Raw genomic sequence first — 16,565 nt, 5'->3', positions numbered from 1 at the left:
CGCCGCCAAATGCTACGACTCTGGATTCGACCCTGGCGCTCAAATCAGCGAACATTTCTGCGGACGCAGAGGCCATAATTTTTTAAAAGTTATCTATCTCGGGGCCTTTTAAGCGAAAAAACCTTTTTCCTCGCCGTATCCACGCGCCGCGTTTTCCAGCGCTGCGACGAGCAATTCTTTGATCGCCGCAGATTGAAGCGCCGACCCTTTCGGCGTCAGATCGAAAGCCCCAACGCTCGGAATTTTATATGCAGGCGTTCCGCCAAAGGCGCTTGGGTGGCGAATGAAAAGATTTTGCCCGGGCTGTTCAATCTTTCCGCCCGCCCCGTCTCCAGGAAACAGGATGTATGCGCCCCGCGAGCTGAGAATGCCGTCTCGATACGTATGCATTTTGAACAGGTCGTCTTGCTTGTGAACCCGAGTCAATTCGGTTTCATAGGCCGTTCCGTCGTCGCCGCCCTCTGCCGATTCCTCTTCGTCCGGCCCTCCGTCGAAAATATCCTCAATTTCCCGTCGTTCAAGGCGATATTTCGCATCGAAATGCAGCCAATGCGATTGCGTCCCGGCCATATTCGATTGAGCGTGAACACTGAAATCAGGGTCGAACGCGGCTGTATAGCTGCCGCTCCAACCGCTCGTCAATGACTTCGGGCGCCTAAACTTCTTGTTGTAGAAAAGGCTGACTTTTACAACCGCGCCGCTTGACGACGTGTATTCAAAGCGGCACTCGCTCCGCTTGCCCTTAGCGAGCTGGATGCGCAGACCGTCTTTCGACACGACGATGAAGTTGCCGCCGCCCGTTTCCTTGCAAAACTCTTGAAGGATCTTGCGCAGAGCGAAGAAACACCAATACTCATAGATCTGATTGACCGGGCGCACGTCGCCGGCCAACCCGTCGGCCACCTGGGCGCCTTCTTTCCAGGAAAGCGCCAGACTGGCTCGGAGGGAAACGTCGAGCTTGAAGAGATCTTTATAGCCGCGCTTGCGCTGCAAGACTTGCGAGTTTCCGGGGAATTGAGTGAATGGACCGACCTCTCTCCACAAGCTGCGCTGCAACATCTCGTCGAGCTGAGCGCTCCACGCCCGGGCCTCGCGCTGGGCCGCCTTCCGCTTGCGCGCGGCCATCTTGAATTCAAGCGTGTTGGCGATATCACGGCAATGCTCGAGGAAGCCCTTCGCGTATCGATTTTCAGGAGTATCGACCGACTCTCGGATATCCCGCTGTGGCAGCTCTTTCGGGGTGTATCCGCCGAAAAATCGGGCAAGAGGCCCGCCACTACCCAAGGCGGAAATATCAAGGCCATCGACAATCAGCTCAGTGTCCGGCTCTTCGATCTCCTCGATCGGAACAGTCTCAACGACGTCGAACATCCGGGCATGAGGTGCCGAGGCGATCTCCTCAGCAGCCGAAGGCAGATGCCCGGCTGCCATCACCCGCCGCATCAGGAAATGCAAGGCGGCATCGTTCTCAGCCAAGCGCTCCGTCGTGCCGAATGTCAGGGAAACGGGACTGTCGTAAGCGAGCAGAAGCTCCGCGAGCTCGTCGGCCAAGCAATCCAAGAGTTCTTTGAACTCTTCGAAGTAGCGCAATTTACGGCAGGCCACTTCGGCGAACAGCGTTTCGCCGAACTCCGTTCCGAGAGCCAAGATCCCGGCATGAGAGCGCAGCCGAAGCTGCCCAGTAATGACGGTGAATTCTTTCCCGCCCTTCGAAAGAGCTTTCCAGCGCCGCGCCGGATCCCGCTTGAAAGCGCTCGCGAGGCGGGCATCGAACGGCCAAGCTGCGTGGGACACGGAACGCTTTTCGGACTCCGCCTGAGCCAGCGGAAGCGTGATATCGACGAAATAATCGGTGTCTTCGCGCAGTTGGAAGCGCTCGAACAATGCGCCGGCATCACGCCAGCACATCGGCAATATCCCGCCTGACGCCAGCGCTTCCGCCTCGGTTTCTGCTTCCGCCCCGGATAAATGGGGCTGCGGAGGCAGGATTTCGAGCTTCTCGCCATGCCCGAGCGCCGACTCGATATCGATAGCCACGCCCGAGGGAAAGGCGAACACTGCCCGATGAAGGGCAAGGGGCTCCATCACTTCACGAACGAAACGTGATTGCGCGAAATCAGTCGGGTATGCATGTCGTTAAGCTTGTCGATAGAGCGCTTGAAACGGACACCAGCCGGCACGGAAATTTCGGAGCCCGGAGGAATGCCGAAGACGGCGTCGATACCCAGAGCATACTTGGCGGGCGGATCGTTCGCCTCGTTCGAACCGACGAGGAACGCTGCAAGAGCTTTCAAACTGTCGCCCAGCGCCGCCCTGTTGCCATGAATCTTCGGCAGGACTTTCTGGAACAGCGCCAAGTCCAAGCCCTCGATCCATTTATCAAGAATAGCAGCGGGGGCCAGACCAAGCGCAAGCTGGACTTTGCACCATGCCAGCATGTAATGATGAACTTCTTTGACGACGCGATAGCCGAATTCGAATCCGACCGGCGCAAGCAACTTGAAGCAGCCGTCCAACGCCTTCAACGTCAGCGCCTTTGCCCCTTCCAGTGCGGTTTCGTCGAAGCCATGCTTAGCCGCCAGCACATTTAAGACTGACGCGATGCCGCCCGCTTCGAGGATGCCCGTCTCACGGTCGTCGATCGCTTCCCGCAAGAGGTCGTTCGCGGCCCCGATCCCGATTTGGGCTTCGGTCGCCGCCCCACTCAGATACTCCGTCGGAGTTAGGGCTTTGATTTCGAGCACATGCGCCCGATCGAGTACCTTCGGCGAGAACATGTAGGTCGTCTCGTCAATATTGACCGTGCCGACGTAAAAGAGATTCGGAGGGAGCTTCAAGGGCTGATCGTTCGCCACGAGAAAACTCGCCGACTCCGCCTCCGGCGAATCCTTGTCTTCAGCGTCCAGAATTTCGCTGATAACGACGAGCGAATGGCTGTCGATGATGGGCGCGTTTTCGTCGTCGTCCAGAATCGCCGAAGCTTCCATCAGCGACAGGAACGGCGCGAAATACCTCTCCACATGAGAGAGATTCATTTCGTCGAAAATCAGGAAGTGCGGGATCTTAGTCGAATCGGGATGGCACGCGCGCAAGATAACGCGCAGCGTCTCGGTAATCTCGTAGCTCTCGTTCGTCGGCTTGCCGTCCTTCCCGAGACGCTCCCGGCCGAAGGGCGTGCGGTAGCCCAGCAGCTTCTTCGGGCTGGTCCAATCCGGCCCAATGGGAACGAGCTGGAAGATTTGCCCCTTCACGCTGGCGCCGTAGTGTTCTTGCAACTGCTCCGCCAGCTTCAACGTCGAACGCGACTTTCCGGTGCCGGAAGTGCCGGTCAGGATGACAAATGGCTTGGCCGCAAGAGCAGCCACGAGTTCCAACGAGCATAAATCAGGGTTCGAGCTAGCATCGGCAACGACAGAAGCCGACAAGCCGACAAGATAATCGGCCGGCTCCGCCGCCTTGTCGGTCAAATCCGTGTCTTCGATCCCCGGCCCCGCGTCAGAGAACAGGGCGTCGATTTCCTTTTGCGTAAGGCCGCACTCCGCCACGAAATAATCGCGCAGAGCCTTCGCGCGCCCCGCAGCTTCGGTCAGGCTCGCGAGGAGCGGCTCAACGTCCGTGCGGCGCAGGCGCCAAACCGCGGATTGGTAGAGGCTCGGCTTATCGGTTTTCGGAGCCTCCTTGAGCAGCAAGTTTGCCAGATGCCCTTCGTAGTCATCGCGCAAGCTTGCTAAGCGAGGCGAGTCCCCCGTCAGACTAACGACGGTTTGCCACGGGTTTCCACCGATCGTGCTACCCGTTCCGTTTGAAATATATTTTCCGCTGCGAAAACCGAGTTTCTTATCCAGGGAAGCGAAGACATTGAAAACCTCGCGCTCGGCCTTCAGATCGAATTTCGTCTTGCTCCAAACGGCGATCAGTTCTTGAGAAGCTTGAATGTAAGCTGGCTCGCCTTGCGTGATTGCCACCTTCGTGGCCTTCTTGATTGCGAGCGTCCGCTTCAGAATCAGAAAGTCAATTAGAGTGGCCTTGCCTTTTGTATCCGCTAGGCTATCAACCGCCGCTTTGATCCTCGCTGCCGTCAAATACTGAGCCACTTCCCACCCCCTTGTTTTCGATATTATCGGTCGGCCAAGCGCTCGACCATCAGCTCGCAGAACTCGCGTTTGATATCGATCCCGATCGCTCGGAATCCGTTCTTTTTCGCAAAAGCCAAGCTTGTCCCGCTTCCCGCGAAGGGATCCAAAACGATGCCGTTCTTCGGCGTCGTCGATAGGATTGGGATCCGCACCAACTCCTCGGAGAAACGCGCTTTGTGCTTGTGGCTGCTGCGAGCCGGGGCGATTTCCCAAGTGTCTTGCGGCGGGAGAACTGAGCCGCTGGCGGATTTCTGGCCGACGGGATCCTTGTCGAAATAATACCAGCGCGACTTTACTAGGTGAAAAACATATTCGTGCGACATCGAGCAGCGATCCCGCACTTGGTCCGGAATCGGGTTCGGCTTAACCCAGACGTTGTCGTTTCGCACGATCCAGTCCCGGTCTTGCATCGCGATTGCAAAGCGATGCGGTATCAGCAGAAGTTGCTTCGGCTTGCACAGCATGCCATCGCCCTTCTTGTCTTGCGGACGCAACCCAAAACGCCGGGCGCTTTGCTTCACTTCCCCGCTCTTATGCTCGCCCTTCCCGCTCCAGTAGGTGTCGCCGAGATTGACCCACAGGCTGCCGTTTTCCGCCAGCACGGGCTTGCAGGACTCGAAGCAATCGACGAGCTGCGCGATGAACTGAGACGGATGTTCTTCCAAGCCGATCTGGCCCTCGGCTCCATAGTCCCTCTGGCCGTAGAACGGCGGGGACGTCACCATGCAATTGACGAAGACGCCGCTCTCAGCGAGATGCCGCATCGCCTCGCGCACGTCCATGTTGAAGATGAGTGTATGCTCGTCTCTATAGAACGCAGCCTCTTGGAGAGCCGGCGTCAGGAAGATATCCGGGGGGGCGACTTGCGGGGCCAAAGCTTGGTTGGCTTTGGTCTTCGGCCGCTGCGGAGCGTCAGCGGCTTTTTTGGCTGGCTTCTTGGCTGTCTTGCGCGGCTCTGCATCGGCCGATATTTCGATCATCGTTGCTCCTGTGTTTTGAGCGCGTCCCGTGTCAGCCGAGGGGCAAGACGCGCTGTTTAGCAACCTGCTATTCTATGCGACGGAACCAGACTGACAAAGCGAGACGAGGGGCCAAAACGCCGCCCCGCCGAAACGACCAGCATGGCACCGGGGTCACATGGCACCGCGGTTTAGAGTCGTAGCATTTGGCGGCAGGTGACCAATCTACAGCGGCCATAGCCGGCGGGAAGGGCTACGACAGCAAAGGCCGATCTGCCGCCCGATTGCTCCTTGATTGATTGTCCGTTTTCCTCAGCTCACTGACCATTGAACCTCAACGTCTCGAAGGTCAGTGCGCCGCTGGCATCTCCATGCCTTAAACAGTGAGCGCGCTCGCTCCACGCTTGCAGCCCAGCGGGCCTTCCCCCACACTCGCCCCTTTTGGCCCCGCATCGCCCATGCCTTCCGCCATTTCCGCCGCGCTCCAGCCTGCCGTTCTCGAATTTGCCGCCGACGGCACGCCCGTGTCTTCGGCGTATGGCGACGTGTATCACGCGGCGCAGGGCGGGCCGGCGCAGGCGCGGCATGTCTTTCTGGCCGGCAACGGCCTGCCGGCGCGCTGGGCGGGGCGGGCGCGCTTTACCGTGCTCGAAACGGGCTTTGGCCTGGGGCTGAATTTCCTGTCCACCTGGGCGGCGTGGCGGGCCGATCCGGCGCGCTGTGCGCGGCTCGATTTCGTTTCGGTGGAGAAGCATCCTTTTGAGGCCGCCGACCTGGCGCGGGCGCACGCCGGCTGGTTTGCCGCGTGGCCCGAGGCGGCGGCGCTCTCGGCTGAGTTGTGCGCGGCCTGGCCGGCGCTGACGCCGGGGGCGCACACGCTGGCGCTGGCAGGCGGGGCGCTGCGCCTGACGCTGCTTTTCGGCGATGCCTGCGAGGTGTTGCCCGTGCTCGACCTTGCCGCCGATGCGCTTTACCTCGACGGTTTTTCGCCGGCGCGCAACCCGGAGTTGTGGTCGCCCGAAATCTGCGCCGCGCTGGCGCGCTGCGCGGCGCCGGAGGCGAGCCTCGCGACGTGGTCGGTGGCCGGCTGGCTGCGTCGGGCGCTGGCGGCGGCGGGCTTTGCGCTCGAACGCCGGCCGGGGTTTGCCGGCAAGCGTGAGATGCTGGTCGGGCGGCGAATGGGGGCTGACGAGGCGGGTGGCAACGTTCCGCCGGCGGGCGTAAGCAGCTAAAATAACGGCCTTTTTTCGTTCAGGAACGCGGCATGCCGATCGGTATCATCGAATCGCTCGACCACGAGGCACGCGGGATCACCCGCCTCGAGGGCAAAACCATTTTCGTCGAGGGCGCGTTGCCGGGCGAGAAGGTCGAATACACCAGCTTCCGCCGCAAACCGAACTACGAGGTCGCGCAGGCCGACCGCATCCTCAAGGCTTCGCCCGACCGGGTGGCGCCCAAGTGCCCGCATTACGGCAGCTGCGGCGGTTGCAGCATGCAGCACCTCGACTCGACGGCGCAGGTGGCCGCCAAGCAGCGCGTGCTTGAAAGCAGCCTCTGGCACCTCGGCCGCCTGCGCGCCGAGCAGCTCTACGCGCCGATCCACGGCCCGGCCTGGGGCTATCGCTTCCGCGCCCGCCTCGCGGCGCGCTTCGTCGCCAAGAAGGGCGGGATGCTGATCGGCTTCCACGAGCGGAAGAGCAGCTACATCGCTGACATGACGACCTGCCCGAACCTGCCGCCGCACGTCTCCAAGCTGCTCGTGCCGCTGCGCGATCTGGTCGCCGGGCTGTCGATCAGCGCCGCCATGCCGCAGGTCGAGCTGGCCGTCGGCGAACACATCACGGCGCTGGTGCTGCGCAACCTCGAAGCGCTCACCGCCGCCGACGAGGCGCGGGTCAAGGCCTTCGCCGACCGCCATGACGTCGTCTTCTACCTGCAGCCGCAAGGGCCGGCGACGGCCTACCGTTTCTACCCGCTCGAAGGCCCGCGCCTGACCTACGCGCTGCCCGAATACGCCATCGAACATGCTTTCTCGCCGACCGAGTTCACGCAGGTGAACCACGCCGTGAACCGCGTGCTCGTGCGCCGCGCCATGGCGCTGCTCGACCCGCGCCCGGGCGAGCGCATCGCCGACATGTTCTGCGGCCTCGGCAATTTCACCCTACCCATCGCCCGCTTGGGCGCGCAGGTGGTTGGCGTCGAGGGCAGCCGCGAGCTGGTGCGCCGCGCCGGCGAGAACGCCGCCGCCAACGGGCTGGCAGACAAAGTCGAATACGGCGTCGCCAATCTCTTTGAAGCCACGCCCGAATCGCTCGCCGCGCTCGGCCGTTTCGACAAGATGCTGATCGACCCGCCGCGCGAAGGCGCGCTCGAGTTGGTCAAAGCCATCGACCCGGAGCAGGCGCCGAGGCGCATCGTCTACGTCTCGTGCAACCCTTCCACGCTGGCGCGCGACGCGGCCATCCTCGTCTCGCAAAAAGGCTACCGCCTGCTCGGCGCCGGCGTGGTCAACATGTTCCCCAACACCTCGCACGTTGAGTCGATCGCGCTGTTTGAGAAAGCGTAGCGTCGGTCTCTTTGGGCGGAAATTACGCCGCGCGCAGGTGCGCGCGCGTGAGTTCGCTGACGCGCGGCACGCCCAACAATCCCAGTGTGCGCGTCAGTTCGCTGCGCAGAATGTCGAGTGCCTTGGCGACGCCGGGCTGGCCGGCGGCGGCGACGCCGTAGAGCAGCGGGCGGCCGAGCATGACGGCGCGGGCACCGAGGGCCAGCGCCTTGGCGACGTCGGTGCCGCGGCGGAAACCGCCGTCGATGTAGATCTCCAGCGCTTCGCCGCAGGCGTCGGCAATGTCGGCCAGCGTTTCCATCGGCGAGATCGCGCTGTCGAGCTGGCGACCGCCGTGGTTGGTGAGGACGATGGCGTCGGCGCCGAGCGCTTGCGCGCGGCGCGCGTCGGCGGCGTGCAGGATGCCTTTGACGACGAGCTTGCCGGGCCATTGCGCGCGCAGCGCGGCGAGGTCGTCCCAGGAGAGCGTCGGGTCGAGTTCGGAGGCGATGAAGGCGGCGCCGCGCCCGCTCTTGCGCGCTTCGGGCGAGAGGTAGGGGGCGAGGTTGCCGAAGCCCGGTACGCCGCGGCTGCCACCGATCACGTCGAGCGTCCACGCCGGGTGGCGGGCGACGTTGAGCATCGCCGGCACGGTGAGCTTCATCGGCGCGCGGAAGAAGCGGCGTTCGCTCTCGCGGTTGCCGAAGTGGGCGCAGTCGGTGGTGACGACCAGCGTTTCGCAGCCGGCGGCCTGGGCGCGGGCGAGCAGGTCGCGGGTGATGCCGCGGTCGCGCAGCACGTAGAGTTGAAACCAGAAGCGCCCGCCGGGCGCGTGTTGGGCGATGTCCTCGATCGACGCGCTGGAAACGGTGCTCAGGGTGAACGGAATGCCGGCTGCATGTGCGGCGCGGGCGATGAGGATGTCGGCCTGGTGGCGCAGCATGCCGTTGAAACCGGTCGGGGCGACGATCAGCGGTAGGGCCGAGGGCGTGCCAAGCAGCGGCGTTTCGAGTTCGGGCTGGGCTGCGCCGACCAAAGTGTCCGGCAGGAAGCGCCAGTTGTCGAAGACGTTGCGGTTCCAGGCTAGGCTGCGCTGGTCGTCGGCGCCGCCTTCGAGGTAGGCCAGGGCGAAGGCCGGCACGCGGTGGTGGGCGAGGGCTTGCAGGTCGGAAATGTTCAGAACGCGGTCGAGCGCGGAAAGGCAAGGCATGGATGATGCAATTGGAATTGAAACGGGCATTGTAGCCGGCTTTGTCCGGTGCGGCATTCGGCGGACATAAACGCGAGGGCGTGGCGGCAGGCTAAGCCGCAGGATTGGGCGCTGCGGCGTGTTCCGGCTGGGGTTGGCAGGGGATGCGACAGGTGATGCGCGTGCCGCCGCCCGGAGCGTCGTCGATGTGGAATTCGCCGCCAACCATTTGCGCGCGATGGCTCATGATGCGCAGGCCCAGCCCCGGGGCGTCCTCGTCCGTCGGAACGCGGCCCTGGGCACGCCCGCAGCCATCATCGCGGACGCAGAGCACGATCGCTTTTTCTACCCTGCCTGGGCGGCAATCGAGCGCGATGTCGATGCGCCGGGGGCGGGCGTGCTTGATGGCGTTGACGACGGCTTCGCGCGCGATGCCGTAGATCTGCGGCGCGTGCGTGGCCGAGCATTGGGCGCAGGCCGGGTTCAGGGTCAGCTCGATGGGGATGCCGCTGGCCTCGGACTGGGTCCGCGCCAGCGTCGAGAGGGCTTGGCCGATGTCGCTCGATTCCGGGCCGAGCGACCACAGACCGCGCGAGAGCCGGTAGGCATGGTCGACGGACTCGGCCAGAAGCTGCGACAGCCTGGCTTGGGCCCGTTGGCGGGAGGCCTCTTCGGGGCCGTCGTTTTCGAGGGCCGCGCTCTGCAGGCGCGCGCCGGTCAATTGCTGGCAGAGGCCGTCATGCAGTTCGTGGCTGAGGCGGCGGCGTTCGTTCTCGCTGATCGAGACGACTTCGCGCTGCAGACGGCTACGTTCGGCGATTTGCTGTTCGAGGGCGAGGTTGCGTGCCGCCAGGTCGTGCGAGAGCTTTTCCACCTGGGTGAACAGCAGGGTGAAATGGCGGGCCAGAACCAGCGCCTGCGCCAGCATGAAGAACAGCATGCCGAGGTGCATCAGGCGCGGCGTCTGGAGCACGTTGATCGAGCTGAGGATGTCGTTGAAGCTGAGCAGGCAGGAGACGATAAAGCCGGCGAGCACGATGCTGGCGCCTTCCCGACCGCGCTGCGTGGCGCGGGAGAGCCCCCAGAGGAAGATGAGCGCACGGGCGAGGACGACGAGGTGGAAGGCCGGCAGCCAGAGGGCGCTCAGGCGCGTCGGCGCGAAGAGGGTGATGGCCCCGTAGGCGGCGCCCAGCGCCCAGAAGACCTGCAGCGGCAGGCGTGGGAATTCCTGCGGGTAGAGCGAACGGAAGACGTGGTAACTGAGTGGCGCGGTGAGGGCGTAGAAGAAGAGGGTGCTGCGGAAGAGCCATTCGCCGTCGAGTTCGGGGAAGAAGACGCGAATGGCCCAGTCGCTGGTCACGTTGGAGAGGACGAACCCCGTCCAGACGAGGCAGTAGAGGCCGAAGAAGAGCGGCGCGGGGTTCTTGCGGTGGAGCGCGAACAGGGCGATGTGATAGACGCCCATCAGCAGCAGCGTGCCGACGGCGAACCAGGCCAAGCCCCAGATGCGGTGCTGCGCGGCTTCGAGCGTGTTCAGACGGCCGAGACGCAGGGTGGGGATTCCCGCCCGGTCGAAATGGAAGCACGACACTTGCAGGACGAGTTCGAGCGGGTTGCCGTCGACGGCTTGGGGCAGGGGCGCGAGGCGCAGCGAATGTTCCATCGCCTCGGTGTCGAGCGAAGTGCCCACGCGCCCGCTTTGGGCGACGAGTTGGCCGTTCGCCCACAGGCGATAGGCTGAATAGATCGCATCGATGCGCAACGCCTGGAGGGTTTGCGTGGGGTCGGCGAGGATGGTCAGGCGCAGGGTGGCGTAACCGTTGCCGGAGATGGGGGTGCCGCCGACCGGCAGGTCCTGCCAGCTTCCGGGCAGGTTCAGGAAGGCGTCGGGCGGCGGGGGCGCGGGGGCGGCGAAATCCTCGGGGCCGAGGAGCCGTTGCCAGTAGAAGGCCCATTCGCCGCCGAAGTCGACGCTCGCCTGCCGGTCGAGGTCGTGACTCCGCAGGTCGAGCACGCCTTGGCGCGCGGAAAAAGACTGCGTTTCTTCGATGCGCAGGGCGATGCAGGCCGCCAGCGCGAGCAGCGCCAGCAGGATGAACGACAGCGAAAACAGGGCGCGCGGATTGAGGCGCATGGCGTTTTCTCGCAGCGTCGAGCAAGGATGCGCGGCCTATTCACCGCGCCGGGACGGCGGCACGACCGCGCTTTGGCTGTCCTGCGACAGCCGGATCGGTTGGCCCCCACTGGGCGAGGATTGTCGCATTTTTCGCTCCGTCTCGCCGGAGTCGATGACGTCCGATTACGCCAATCAGTTACCCACCGCGAGCTTGACGCCGAGGCCGACAAAGACGGTGCCGGCGATGCGGTCGAGCCACAGCCCGGCGCGGCCGTGACGTTTGAGCCAGGCGCCGACGTGGCCGGAGAAGAGGCCCAGCAGGGCGAAGAGAACGGCGGCCTGAAGGGTGAACACGAGCCCGAACTGGGCGATCTGCACGGCGGCGTCGCCGCGCGCGGGATCGACGAACTGTGGCAGGAAGGCGAGGAAGAAAAGCACCACCTTGGGGTTGATGGCGTTGGCGAAGAGGCCGCGGGCGAAGAGTCTCACGCTCGAGTCGGGCGCGCTGGCCTCGTCCGGGGCGTCGAGGCGTCCACTACTCCTGAGCGCCTGTACGCCCAGATGGATGAGGTAGGCGCCGCCGACGAGCTTGAGCAGCCAGAAGGCAGTGGGCGAGGCGGCGATCAGGGCGCTGACGCCGAGCGCGGCGAGCAGGGTGTGGCTCAGGCAGCCCAGGCCGCAGCCGAGCCCGAAGGCGACGCCGGTGCGGCGCCCGCGGGCGATGCCGAGCGAGAGCACCAGCAAGTTGTCCGGGCCCGGCGAGAGGGTGACGAGGACGGCGGCGCCGAGAAAGGCGAACAGGGTTTCGGGGGCGATGAGCGTCATGCGGCGGGCCGGCGGCAAGAAGAACGGAGGGTGATATTGTAATGCCCGGTGGCGGGTGTCGCGGTGAATGGTGGCGGATGGCTGGCAACGGAAAGGACGTGTGGATGCGGGTCGGGCGGTGTTTTGCGTATTGTGTCGGCGCGCAGGCCTTGCTGGCCGCGCCGGCGCTGATCTGGCCGGGCTACCTCGATACCCCGGTGGGCGTCGTGTTGATGCTGCCCTTTCTTTCGATTTATGCCGCGCATGCGCTGGGCATTCCTGGCCTGCTCGAGAATCAGGGCGCGTGCGGTTGGGGCTGGTGCGCGCCGAGCGTGTTCGGTTGGCTGTTCTTCGCCGTCCTCTGGCTGGGGCTCAACTGGGGGCTGGCGCGCGCGCTGGCCGCGCTCGGCGGCACTCAGGGCGAGCCCAAAGACAAGGAGGAACGCCCATGAATGCATGGTTTTACCTGGGCGTCGCCATCGTCAGCGAGGTGGCGGCGACTTCGGCGCTCAAGGCGTCCGAAGGCTTTACGCGGCTGTGGCCGTCCTTGCTGGTCGTGGCCGGGTATGCGGCGGCGTTCTACTTCCTCTCCCTGACTTTGAAATCGATTCCGGTGGCGGTCGCCTACGCGGTCTGGTCCGGGGTCGGGATCGCCCTGATCGCGCTCATCGGCTGGCTGTTCTTCAAGCAGGCGCTCGATGCGCCGACGCTGCTGGGGCTGGCCTTGATTGTCGCCGGGGTGCTGGTGCTCAACCTGTTTTCCAAGAGTTCAGGCCACTGAGCCGGCCACTGAAACACTGAAAACGCAGACGGAGATCATCGCAATGAAGATGAGCGACATTCCTTTCGGCATTACCGACTGGTCGGCCGTCGAAGCCACCGAACACCCGGGTGACACCGGCATGGCCTACTGGCGCACGCGCCAGTTCGGCGACGTGCGCGTGCGGCGGGTCGAATACACGCCCGGCTACCTCGCCGACCATTGGTGTTCGAAGGGCCACATCCTGCTTTGCCTGGCCGGCGAACTCGAAACCGAACTCGAAGACGGGCGGTGCTTCGTGCTCACCCCCGGCATGAGCTATCAGGTGGCCGATGGCGCCGAGGCGCACCGTTCGCGCACCGCCGTCGGGGCGACGCTGTTCATCGTTGATTAACGTTGCGGCTTACTTCAGCACGCCTTTGACGCGCTTCCAGCCGTGCCCGAACTGGCGCCCGACGAGGCGCACGCCCTGGCCGGTGGCGTCGGCGGTGCGGTTGAGCGCCTGCTTGGTGCCGTGCAGTGTGGCCTCGGTGGCCTGCGTGAACGAATCCTTGAAAACGCCCCAGACGCGCTGCGCGATGCGCTGGCCGTTCGCCTTGACGATGCCGCCGACGAGAACGAGCGCCTCGGCGGAAACGGCACGGCGCACTTCGCCTGCCGGCGGCGCCGCGAGGCTGCCGCAGTAAGCCTTGGAGTGCAGGCCGACGCGCAGGGTCAGGAAAGCGTTGGCGGCGCCGTTGGCGAGGCTGTTGACCAGCAGCGAGGAAACGCCCTGCAGGCCGGGGATGCCGCCTTGCAGGGACGGGAAAACCGCGGTCACGATCGGCGTCGTTAGCTCGGCGAAGTCGATCTCCTGCACGCTGTCGGCCACCAGTACGCTGCCGCCGACCTGGGCGTAGAGCGTGAGCATTTCGCGCGGCGATGGGCGCTGGCGGTAGAGCGCGGCGACGCGCCACACCAGGCGGAGTTGGCTTAACAGCACGAGCAGGCCATCAAGGCGGCCGTTTTGCATCACCGCGGTGCTGACGAAGACCGCCCCGGCGGCCTCCTTGACGAGGCGCTCGGCTTCGGCGTCGAGCACGGCAAGCGCGGCGGGCAGGTCGGCCTCGCTTTGCGGCGGCGCGGCGGCGAGCCGCGGGTGGCCTTGCAGGCGCGCCAGCAGGGCAGCGCGGTAGGCCGCGAGCGCCGCCGGATCGCCCGCTGCGGGCGGCTGCAGCGGCGCGGGGAGGCGCCGCCAGAGGATCAGCGGTGCGGCGAGCAGGGCGGCGAAAACGGCGGTCAGCCCCCAGAAGACGGGCCGGCCGGCGCCCGGCAGGGCGAGTTCGGCGGCATTGGCGAGTTGGGCGAGCGTGGCGACGAGCGAGACGACAAAGTAGCCCACGATCGCCAGCGCGACGCAGGCCAGCAGCCTGCGGACGGGGTTCGGCATGGGACACTCCTGTCGATGCGATGGGCCGGGCCAGTATACCGCCGCTGAGGCCGGAGCCTTGTGGCGTTTGGTAACCGCGGCGCGGTACGATGCGAACAGACGCAGAATTCACCCCCCTCAAACACGCGAGCGGCATGGGAAGATAAATGACGATGGAAATTCTGGGGACTCAAGTGGTGCTGGAATCGGAACTCAATGCGCTCGGCCAGCCGGTCGGCCTGTGCGTGGGCGACTGGACGCCGCCACCGCGGCCCTCCCGCGAGCCCATGTCGGGGCGCTATTGCCGGCTCGAAGCGCTCGACCCCGCGCGCCACGCCGAGGCGCTGTACGCCGCCAATGCGCTCGATGCCGCGGGGCACCAGTGGACGTACCTGCCCTACGGCCCCTTCGCCGATTTTGCCGCCTACCGGGCCTGGGTGGCGCAGCAGGCGGCGAGCGAGGATCCGCTGTTCTACGCCATCGTCGATCGGGCCGACGAAACCCCGGTCGGGGTGGCGAGCTACCTGCGCATCGCGCCCGCGGCGGGTTCGATCGAGGTCGGCCACCTGCTTTTCTCGCCGCGCCTGCAGCGCCGCCCGGCGGCGACCGAGGCGATGTTCCTGATGATGCAGCGCGCTTTCGAGCTTGGTTATCGCCGCTACGAGTGGAAATGCAACGCGCTCAACGGGCCGTCGCGCGTCGCGGCGCAGCGCCTGGGCCTCTCCTTCGAGGGCGTCTTCCGGCAGGCGATCGTGAGCAAGGGGCGCAACCGCGACACCGCGTGGTATGCCGCCATCGACGCCGAGTGGTCGCCGCTGAAAGCCGCCTTCGAGCGCTGGCTGGCGCCCGAGAATTTCAACGCCGAAGGTCGGCAGCGCGTGGCGCTCTCGGCGCTGACCGCGCCCATCCTCAAGCTGCGCGGCTGAGTGCCAGAGACAAAAAAGCCCGCCGGAGCGGGCTTTTTTCATTGCGGGGAAAACCTCAGGCACCGAGCTGGCGCATTTCGGCGTCGACTGCCGCGTGCTTTTCGCGCATCGCGGCCGAGGGTTGGCCGAGCAGGCTGACGACGACGATGGCGATCCAGGCGAAGCCGAAGCCGGGGACGATCTCGTACAGGCCCAGCCAGCCGTACTGCTTCCACACCACGACCGTCACCGCGCCGGTGAGGATGCCGGCCAGCGCGCCGTTGCGCGTGGTGCGCGACCAGAACAGCGAGAGGATGACGACCGGGCCGAAGGCCGCGCCAAAGCCGCCCCAGGCGTAGGCGACCATGCCCAGCACCTTGCTCTCGGGGTTGCCGGCGATCCAGATGGCGACGAGCGACACGAGGAGCACCATGATCCGCCCGACCAGCACGAGTTCGCGCTGGCTGGCGTTCTTGCGCAGGAAGGTGCGGTAGACGTCTTCGGTGAGCGCGCTCGAGCAGACGAGCAGCTGGCAGGAGAGGGTGCTCATCACCGCGGCGAGGATGGCGGCGAGCAGCAGGCCGGCGATCCACGGGTTGAAGAGCTGCTTGGCGATCTCGATGAACACCGTCTCGGCGTTGGCGGTCACTGCCACCGCGCCTTCGGGGTGGGCGATGAAATAGGGGATGCCGATGAAGCCGACGGCGATCGCGCCGCCCAGGCACAGCACCATCCAGGTCATGCCGATGCGGCGCGCGGCGGGGATCGCGGCGGTCGATTCGGCGGCCATGAAGCGCACCAGGATGTGCGGCTGGCCGAAGTAGCCGAGGCCCCAGGCCATCAGCGAGACGATGCCGACGCAGGAGGCGTTCTTGAAGAGGTCGAGCTTGTCCGGCGCGATCATCGCGGCGAAGGATTCATGCGGCTGCAAACCGCCGACGACGGCGAAGTAGCCGACCACCGGCGCGAGGATCAGCGCGGTGATCATCAGCGAGGCCTGGATGGTGTCCGTCCAGCTCACGGCAAGGAAGCCGCCGATGAACACGTAGGCGATGGTGCACGCCGCGCCGACCCACAGCGAGGTGACGTAGGGCAGACCGAACATGTTCTCGAAGAGGCGCGCCCCGGCGACCACGCCGGACGCGCAGTACATGGTGAAGAAAACGAGGATGACCAGCGCGGTGAGGATGCGCAGCAGGTTGCTGCGATCCTCGAAACGGCTGGCGAAGTAGTCGGGCAGGGTCAGCGCGTTGCCGGCGCGCTCGGTGTAGAGGCGCAGGCGGGCGGCGACGAAACGCCAGTTGAGGTAGGCGCCGAGGGTGAGGCCGATGGCGATCCACGACTCGCTGATGCCGGTGAGGTAGATCGCGCCGGGCAGGCCCATCAACAGCCAGCCACTCATGTCTGAGGCGCCGGCGGAGAGCGCGGTGACGAAGCTGCCGAGGCTGCGGCCGCCGAGGATGTAGTCGGACAGGTTGGCGGTGCTGCGATAGCCCAGCCAGCCGATCAGCAACATGGCGAGCAGGTAAATGCCGAAGGTGACCACGGTCGGGTCGGTGAGGTTCATGCAGGGCTCCTCTCTTGGATCGGGCGTGTTGTTCGAGTTATGGGCTTGCCGGGTACGGCCGATGACGGCGGCAAGGCCGGCGCGCAGGCAAGCGCGCGAGTCTCGCGCGATGCGGCCTGAAATGCAAGAGGGCGGTGCTGATCTGCGGACTCGGAAACGGCAAAATGTCGCAGATG

14 protein-coding genes are annotated in these 16,565 nt (G+C 65.1%); 6 read left to right on the top strand and 8 right to left on the bottom strand.

Annotation, left to right across the window (positions count from 1 at the left end):
- Positions 1-108: 108 nt before the first annotated feature.
- Genes QMB55_RS03365 through QMB55_RS03355 form a run of 3 tightly spaced genes read right to left on the bottom strand, consistent with a single transcriptional unit; the run spans position 109 to position 5,116 of the window.
- A complete protein-coding gene (locus QMB55_RS03365) occupies positions 109-2,085 on the bottom strand; it encodes a DUF2357 domain-containing protein (protein ID WP_497587251.1) in 1,977 nt (658 codons plus the stop codon).
- Complete coding sequence (locus QMB55_RS03360) at positions 2,085-4,094, bottom strand: McrB family protein (RefSeq protein ID WP_497587250.1); 2,010 nt, start codon at positions 4,092-4,094, stop codon at positions 2,085-2,087. Before QMB55_RS03360 ends, QMB55_RS03365 begins: the two co-directional genes overlap by 1 nt.
- A gap of 23 nt (positions 4,095-4,117) precedes the next feature.
- Positions 4,118-5,116, bottom strand: a complete 999-nt coding sequence (locus QMB55_RS03355) for a DNA-methyltransferase (protein WP_497587249.1) — start codon at positions 5,114-5,116, stop codon at positions 4,118-4,120.
- 437 nt (positions 5,117-5,553) lie between these two features.
- Between QMB55_RS03355 and mnmC2 the strand changes: the two genes are divergently transcribed.
- Positions 5,554-6,327, top strand: a complete 774-nt coding sequence (gene mnmC2, locus QMB55_RS03350; RefSeq protein ID WP_497587248.1) for a tRNA (5-methylaminomethyl-2-thiouridine)(34)-methyltransferase MnmC2 — start codon at positions 5,554-5,556, stop codon at positions 6,325-6,327.
- 32 nt (positions 6,328-6,359) lie between these two features.
- Positions 6,360-7,661: a 23S rRNA (uracil(1939)-C(5))-methyltransferase RlmD gene (gene rlmD, locus QMB55_RS03345; protein WP_497587247.1), complete on the top strand. Its 1,302-nt coding sequence runs from the start codon at positions 6,360-6,362 to the stop codon at positions 7,659-7,661.
- 22 nt (positions 7,662-7,683) lie between these two features.
- Here rlmD and QMB55_RS03340 read toward each other — a convergent pair whose 3' ends face one another.
- From QMB55_RS03340 to QMB55_RS03330, 3 genes are all read right to left on the bottom strand, one after another.
- Positions 7,684-8,850: an alpha-hydroxy acid oxidase gene (locus QMB55_RS03340; RefSeq protein ID WP_497587246.1), complete on the bottom strand. Its 1,167-nt coding sequence runs from the start codon at positions 8,848-8,850 to the stop codon at positions 7,684-7,686.
- 91 nt (positions 8,851-8,941) lie between these two features.
- The gene (locus tag QMB55_RS03335; RefSeq protein ID WP_497587245.1) at positions 8,942-10,963 is read right to left on the bottom strand and encodes a 7TM diverse intracellular signaling domain-containing protein; all 2,022 of its coding nucleotides are present in this window, start codon (positions 10,961-10,963) and stop codon (positions 8,942-8,944) included.
- A gap of 174 nt (positions 10,964-11,137) precedes the next feature.
- On the bottom strand, positions 11,138-11,770 hold the full coding sequence (locus QMB55_RS03330; RefSeq protein ID WP_497587244.1) for a LysE family translocator: 633 nt from the start codon (positions 11,768-11,770) through the stop codon (positions 11,138-11,140).
- A gap of 77 nt (positions 11,771-11,847) precedes the next feature.
- On the opposite strand from QMB55_RS03330, the gene QMB55_RS03325 reads away from it, so the two are divergent.
- From QMB55_RS03325 to QMB55_RS03315, 3 genes are read left to right on the top strand one after another with little or no spacing between them, the layout of a single operon-like run.
- Entirely contained in the window at positions 11,848-12,201 is a 354-nt protein-coding gene (locus QMB55_RS03325) for a hypothetical protein (RefSeq protein WP_497587243.1), read from the top strand.
- Positions 12,198-12,530: an SMR family transporter gene (locus tag QMB55_RS03320; RefSeq protein WP_497587242.1), complete on the top strand. Its 333-nt coding sequence runs from the start codon at positions 12,198-12,200 to the stop codon at positions 12,528-12,530. Before QMB55_RS03325 ends, QMB55_RS03320 begins: the two co-directional genes overlap by 4 nt.
- A 43-nt stretch (positions 12,531-12,573) precedes the next feature.
- Entirely contained in the window at positions 12,574-12,903 is a 330-nt protein-coding gene (locus QMB55_RS03315) for a DHCW motif cupin fold protein (RefSeq protein WP_497587241.1), read from the top strand.
- 9 nt (positions 12,904-12,912) lie between these two features.
- Here QMB55_RS03315 and QMB55_RS03310 read toward each other — a convergent pair whose 3' ends face one another.
- On the bottom strand, positions 12,913-13,938 hold the full coding sequence (locus QMB55_RS03310; protein WP_497587240.1) for a DUF697 domain-containing protein: 1,026 nt from the start codon (positions 13,936-13,938) through the stop codon (positions 12,913-12,915).
- Positions 13,939-14,084: 146 nt separating this feature from the next.
- Between QMB55_RS03310 and QMB55_RS03305 the strand changes: the two genes are divergently transcribed.
- The gene (locus tag QMB55_RS03305; RefSeq protein WP_497587238.1) at positions 14,085-14,843 is read left to right on the top strand and encodes a GNAT family N-acetyltransferase; all 759 of its coding nucleotides are present in this window, start codon (positions 14,085-14,087) and stop codon (positions 14,841-14,843) included.
- Positions 14,844-14,898: 55 nt separating this feature from the next.
- On the opposite strand, the gene putP is transcribed toward QMB55_RS03305, so the two are convergent.
- Positions 14,899-16,389, bottom strand: coding sequence for a sodium/proline symporter PutP (gene putP / locus QMB55_RS03300; RefSeq protein WP_497587237.1), 1,491 nt, complete (start codon positions 16,387-16,389; stop codon positions 14,899-14,901).
- Positions 16,390-16,565 lie beyond the last annotated feature (176 nt).

Origin of the sequence: Propionivibrio sp. (assembly GCF_041441355.1) — a bacterium.
In the GTDB taxonomy this organism is placed as follows: domain Bacteria; phylum Pseudomonadota; class Gammaproteobacteria; order Burkholderiales; family Rhodocyclaceae; genus Propionivibrio.
The sequence above is the reverse complement of the archived record's forward strand: the minus strand, read 5'-3'. Positions and strand labels throughout refer to the sequence as shown.

Coding starts and splice junctions, on each gene's coding strand:
- QMB55_RS03365 (WP_497587251.1), bottom strand. CDS start 2,085: ATGGAGCCCCTTGCCCTTCATCGGGCAGTGTTCGCCTTTCCCTCGGGC.
- QMB55_RS03355 (WP_497587249.1), bottom strand. CDS start 5,116: ATGATCGAAATATCGGCCGATGCAGAGCCGCGCAAGACAGCCAAGAAG.
- mnmC2 (WP_497587248.1), top strand. CDS start 5,554: ATGCCTTCCGCCATTTCCGCCGCGCTCCAGCCTGCCGTTCTCGAATTT.
- rlmD (WP_497587247.1), top strand. CDS start 6,360: ATGCCGATCGGTATCATCGAATCGCTCGACCACGAGGCACGCGGGATC.
- QMB55_RS03340 (WP_497587246.1), bottom strand. CDS start 8,850: ATGCCTTGCCTTTCCGCGCTCGACCGCGTTCTGAACATTTCCGACCTG.
- QMB55_RS03335 (WP_497587245.1), bottom strand. CDS start 10,963: ATGCGCCTCAATCCGCGCGCCCTGTTTTCGCTGTCGTTCATCCTGCTG.
- QMB55_RS03330 (WP_497587244.1), bottom strand. CDS start 11,770: ATGACGCTCATCGCCCCCGAAACCCTGTTCGCCTTTCTCGGCGCCGCC.
- QMB55_RS03325 (WP_497587243.1), top strand. CDS start 11,848: ATGGCTGGCAACGGAAAGGACGTGTGGATGCGGGTCGGGCGGTGTTTT.
- QMB55_RS03320 (WP_497587242.1), top strand. CDS start 12,198: ATGAATGCATGGTTTTACCTGGGCGTCGCCATCGTCAGCGAGGTGGCG.
- QMB55_RS03315 (WP_497587241.1), top strand. CDS start 12,574: ATGAAGATGAGCGACATTCCTTTCGGCATTACCGACTGGTCGGCCGTC.
- QMB55_RS03310 (WP_497587240.1), bottom strand. CDS start 13,938: ATGCCGAACCCCGTCCGCAGGCTGCTGGCCTGCGTCGCGCTGGCGATC.
- QMB55_RS03305 (WP_497587238.1), top strand. CDS start 14,085: ATGACGATGGAAATTCTGGGGACTCAAGTGGTGCTGGAATCGGAACTC.
- putP (WP_497587237.1), bottom strand. CDS start 16,389: ATGAACCTCACCGACCCGACCGTGGTCACCTTCGGCATTTACCTGCTC.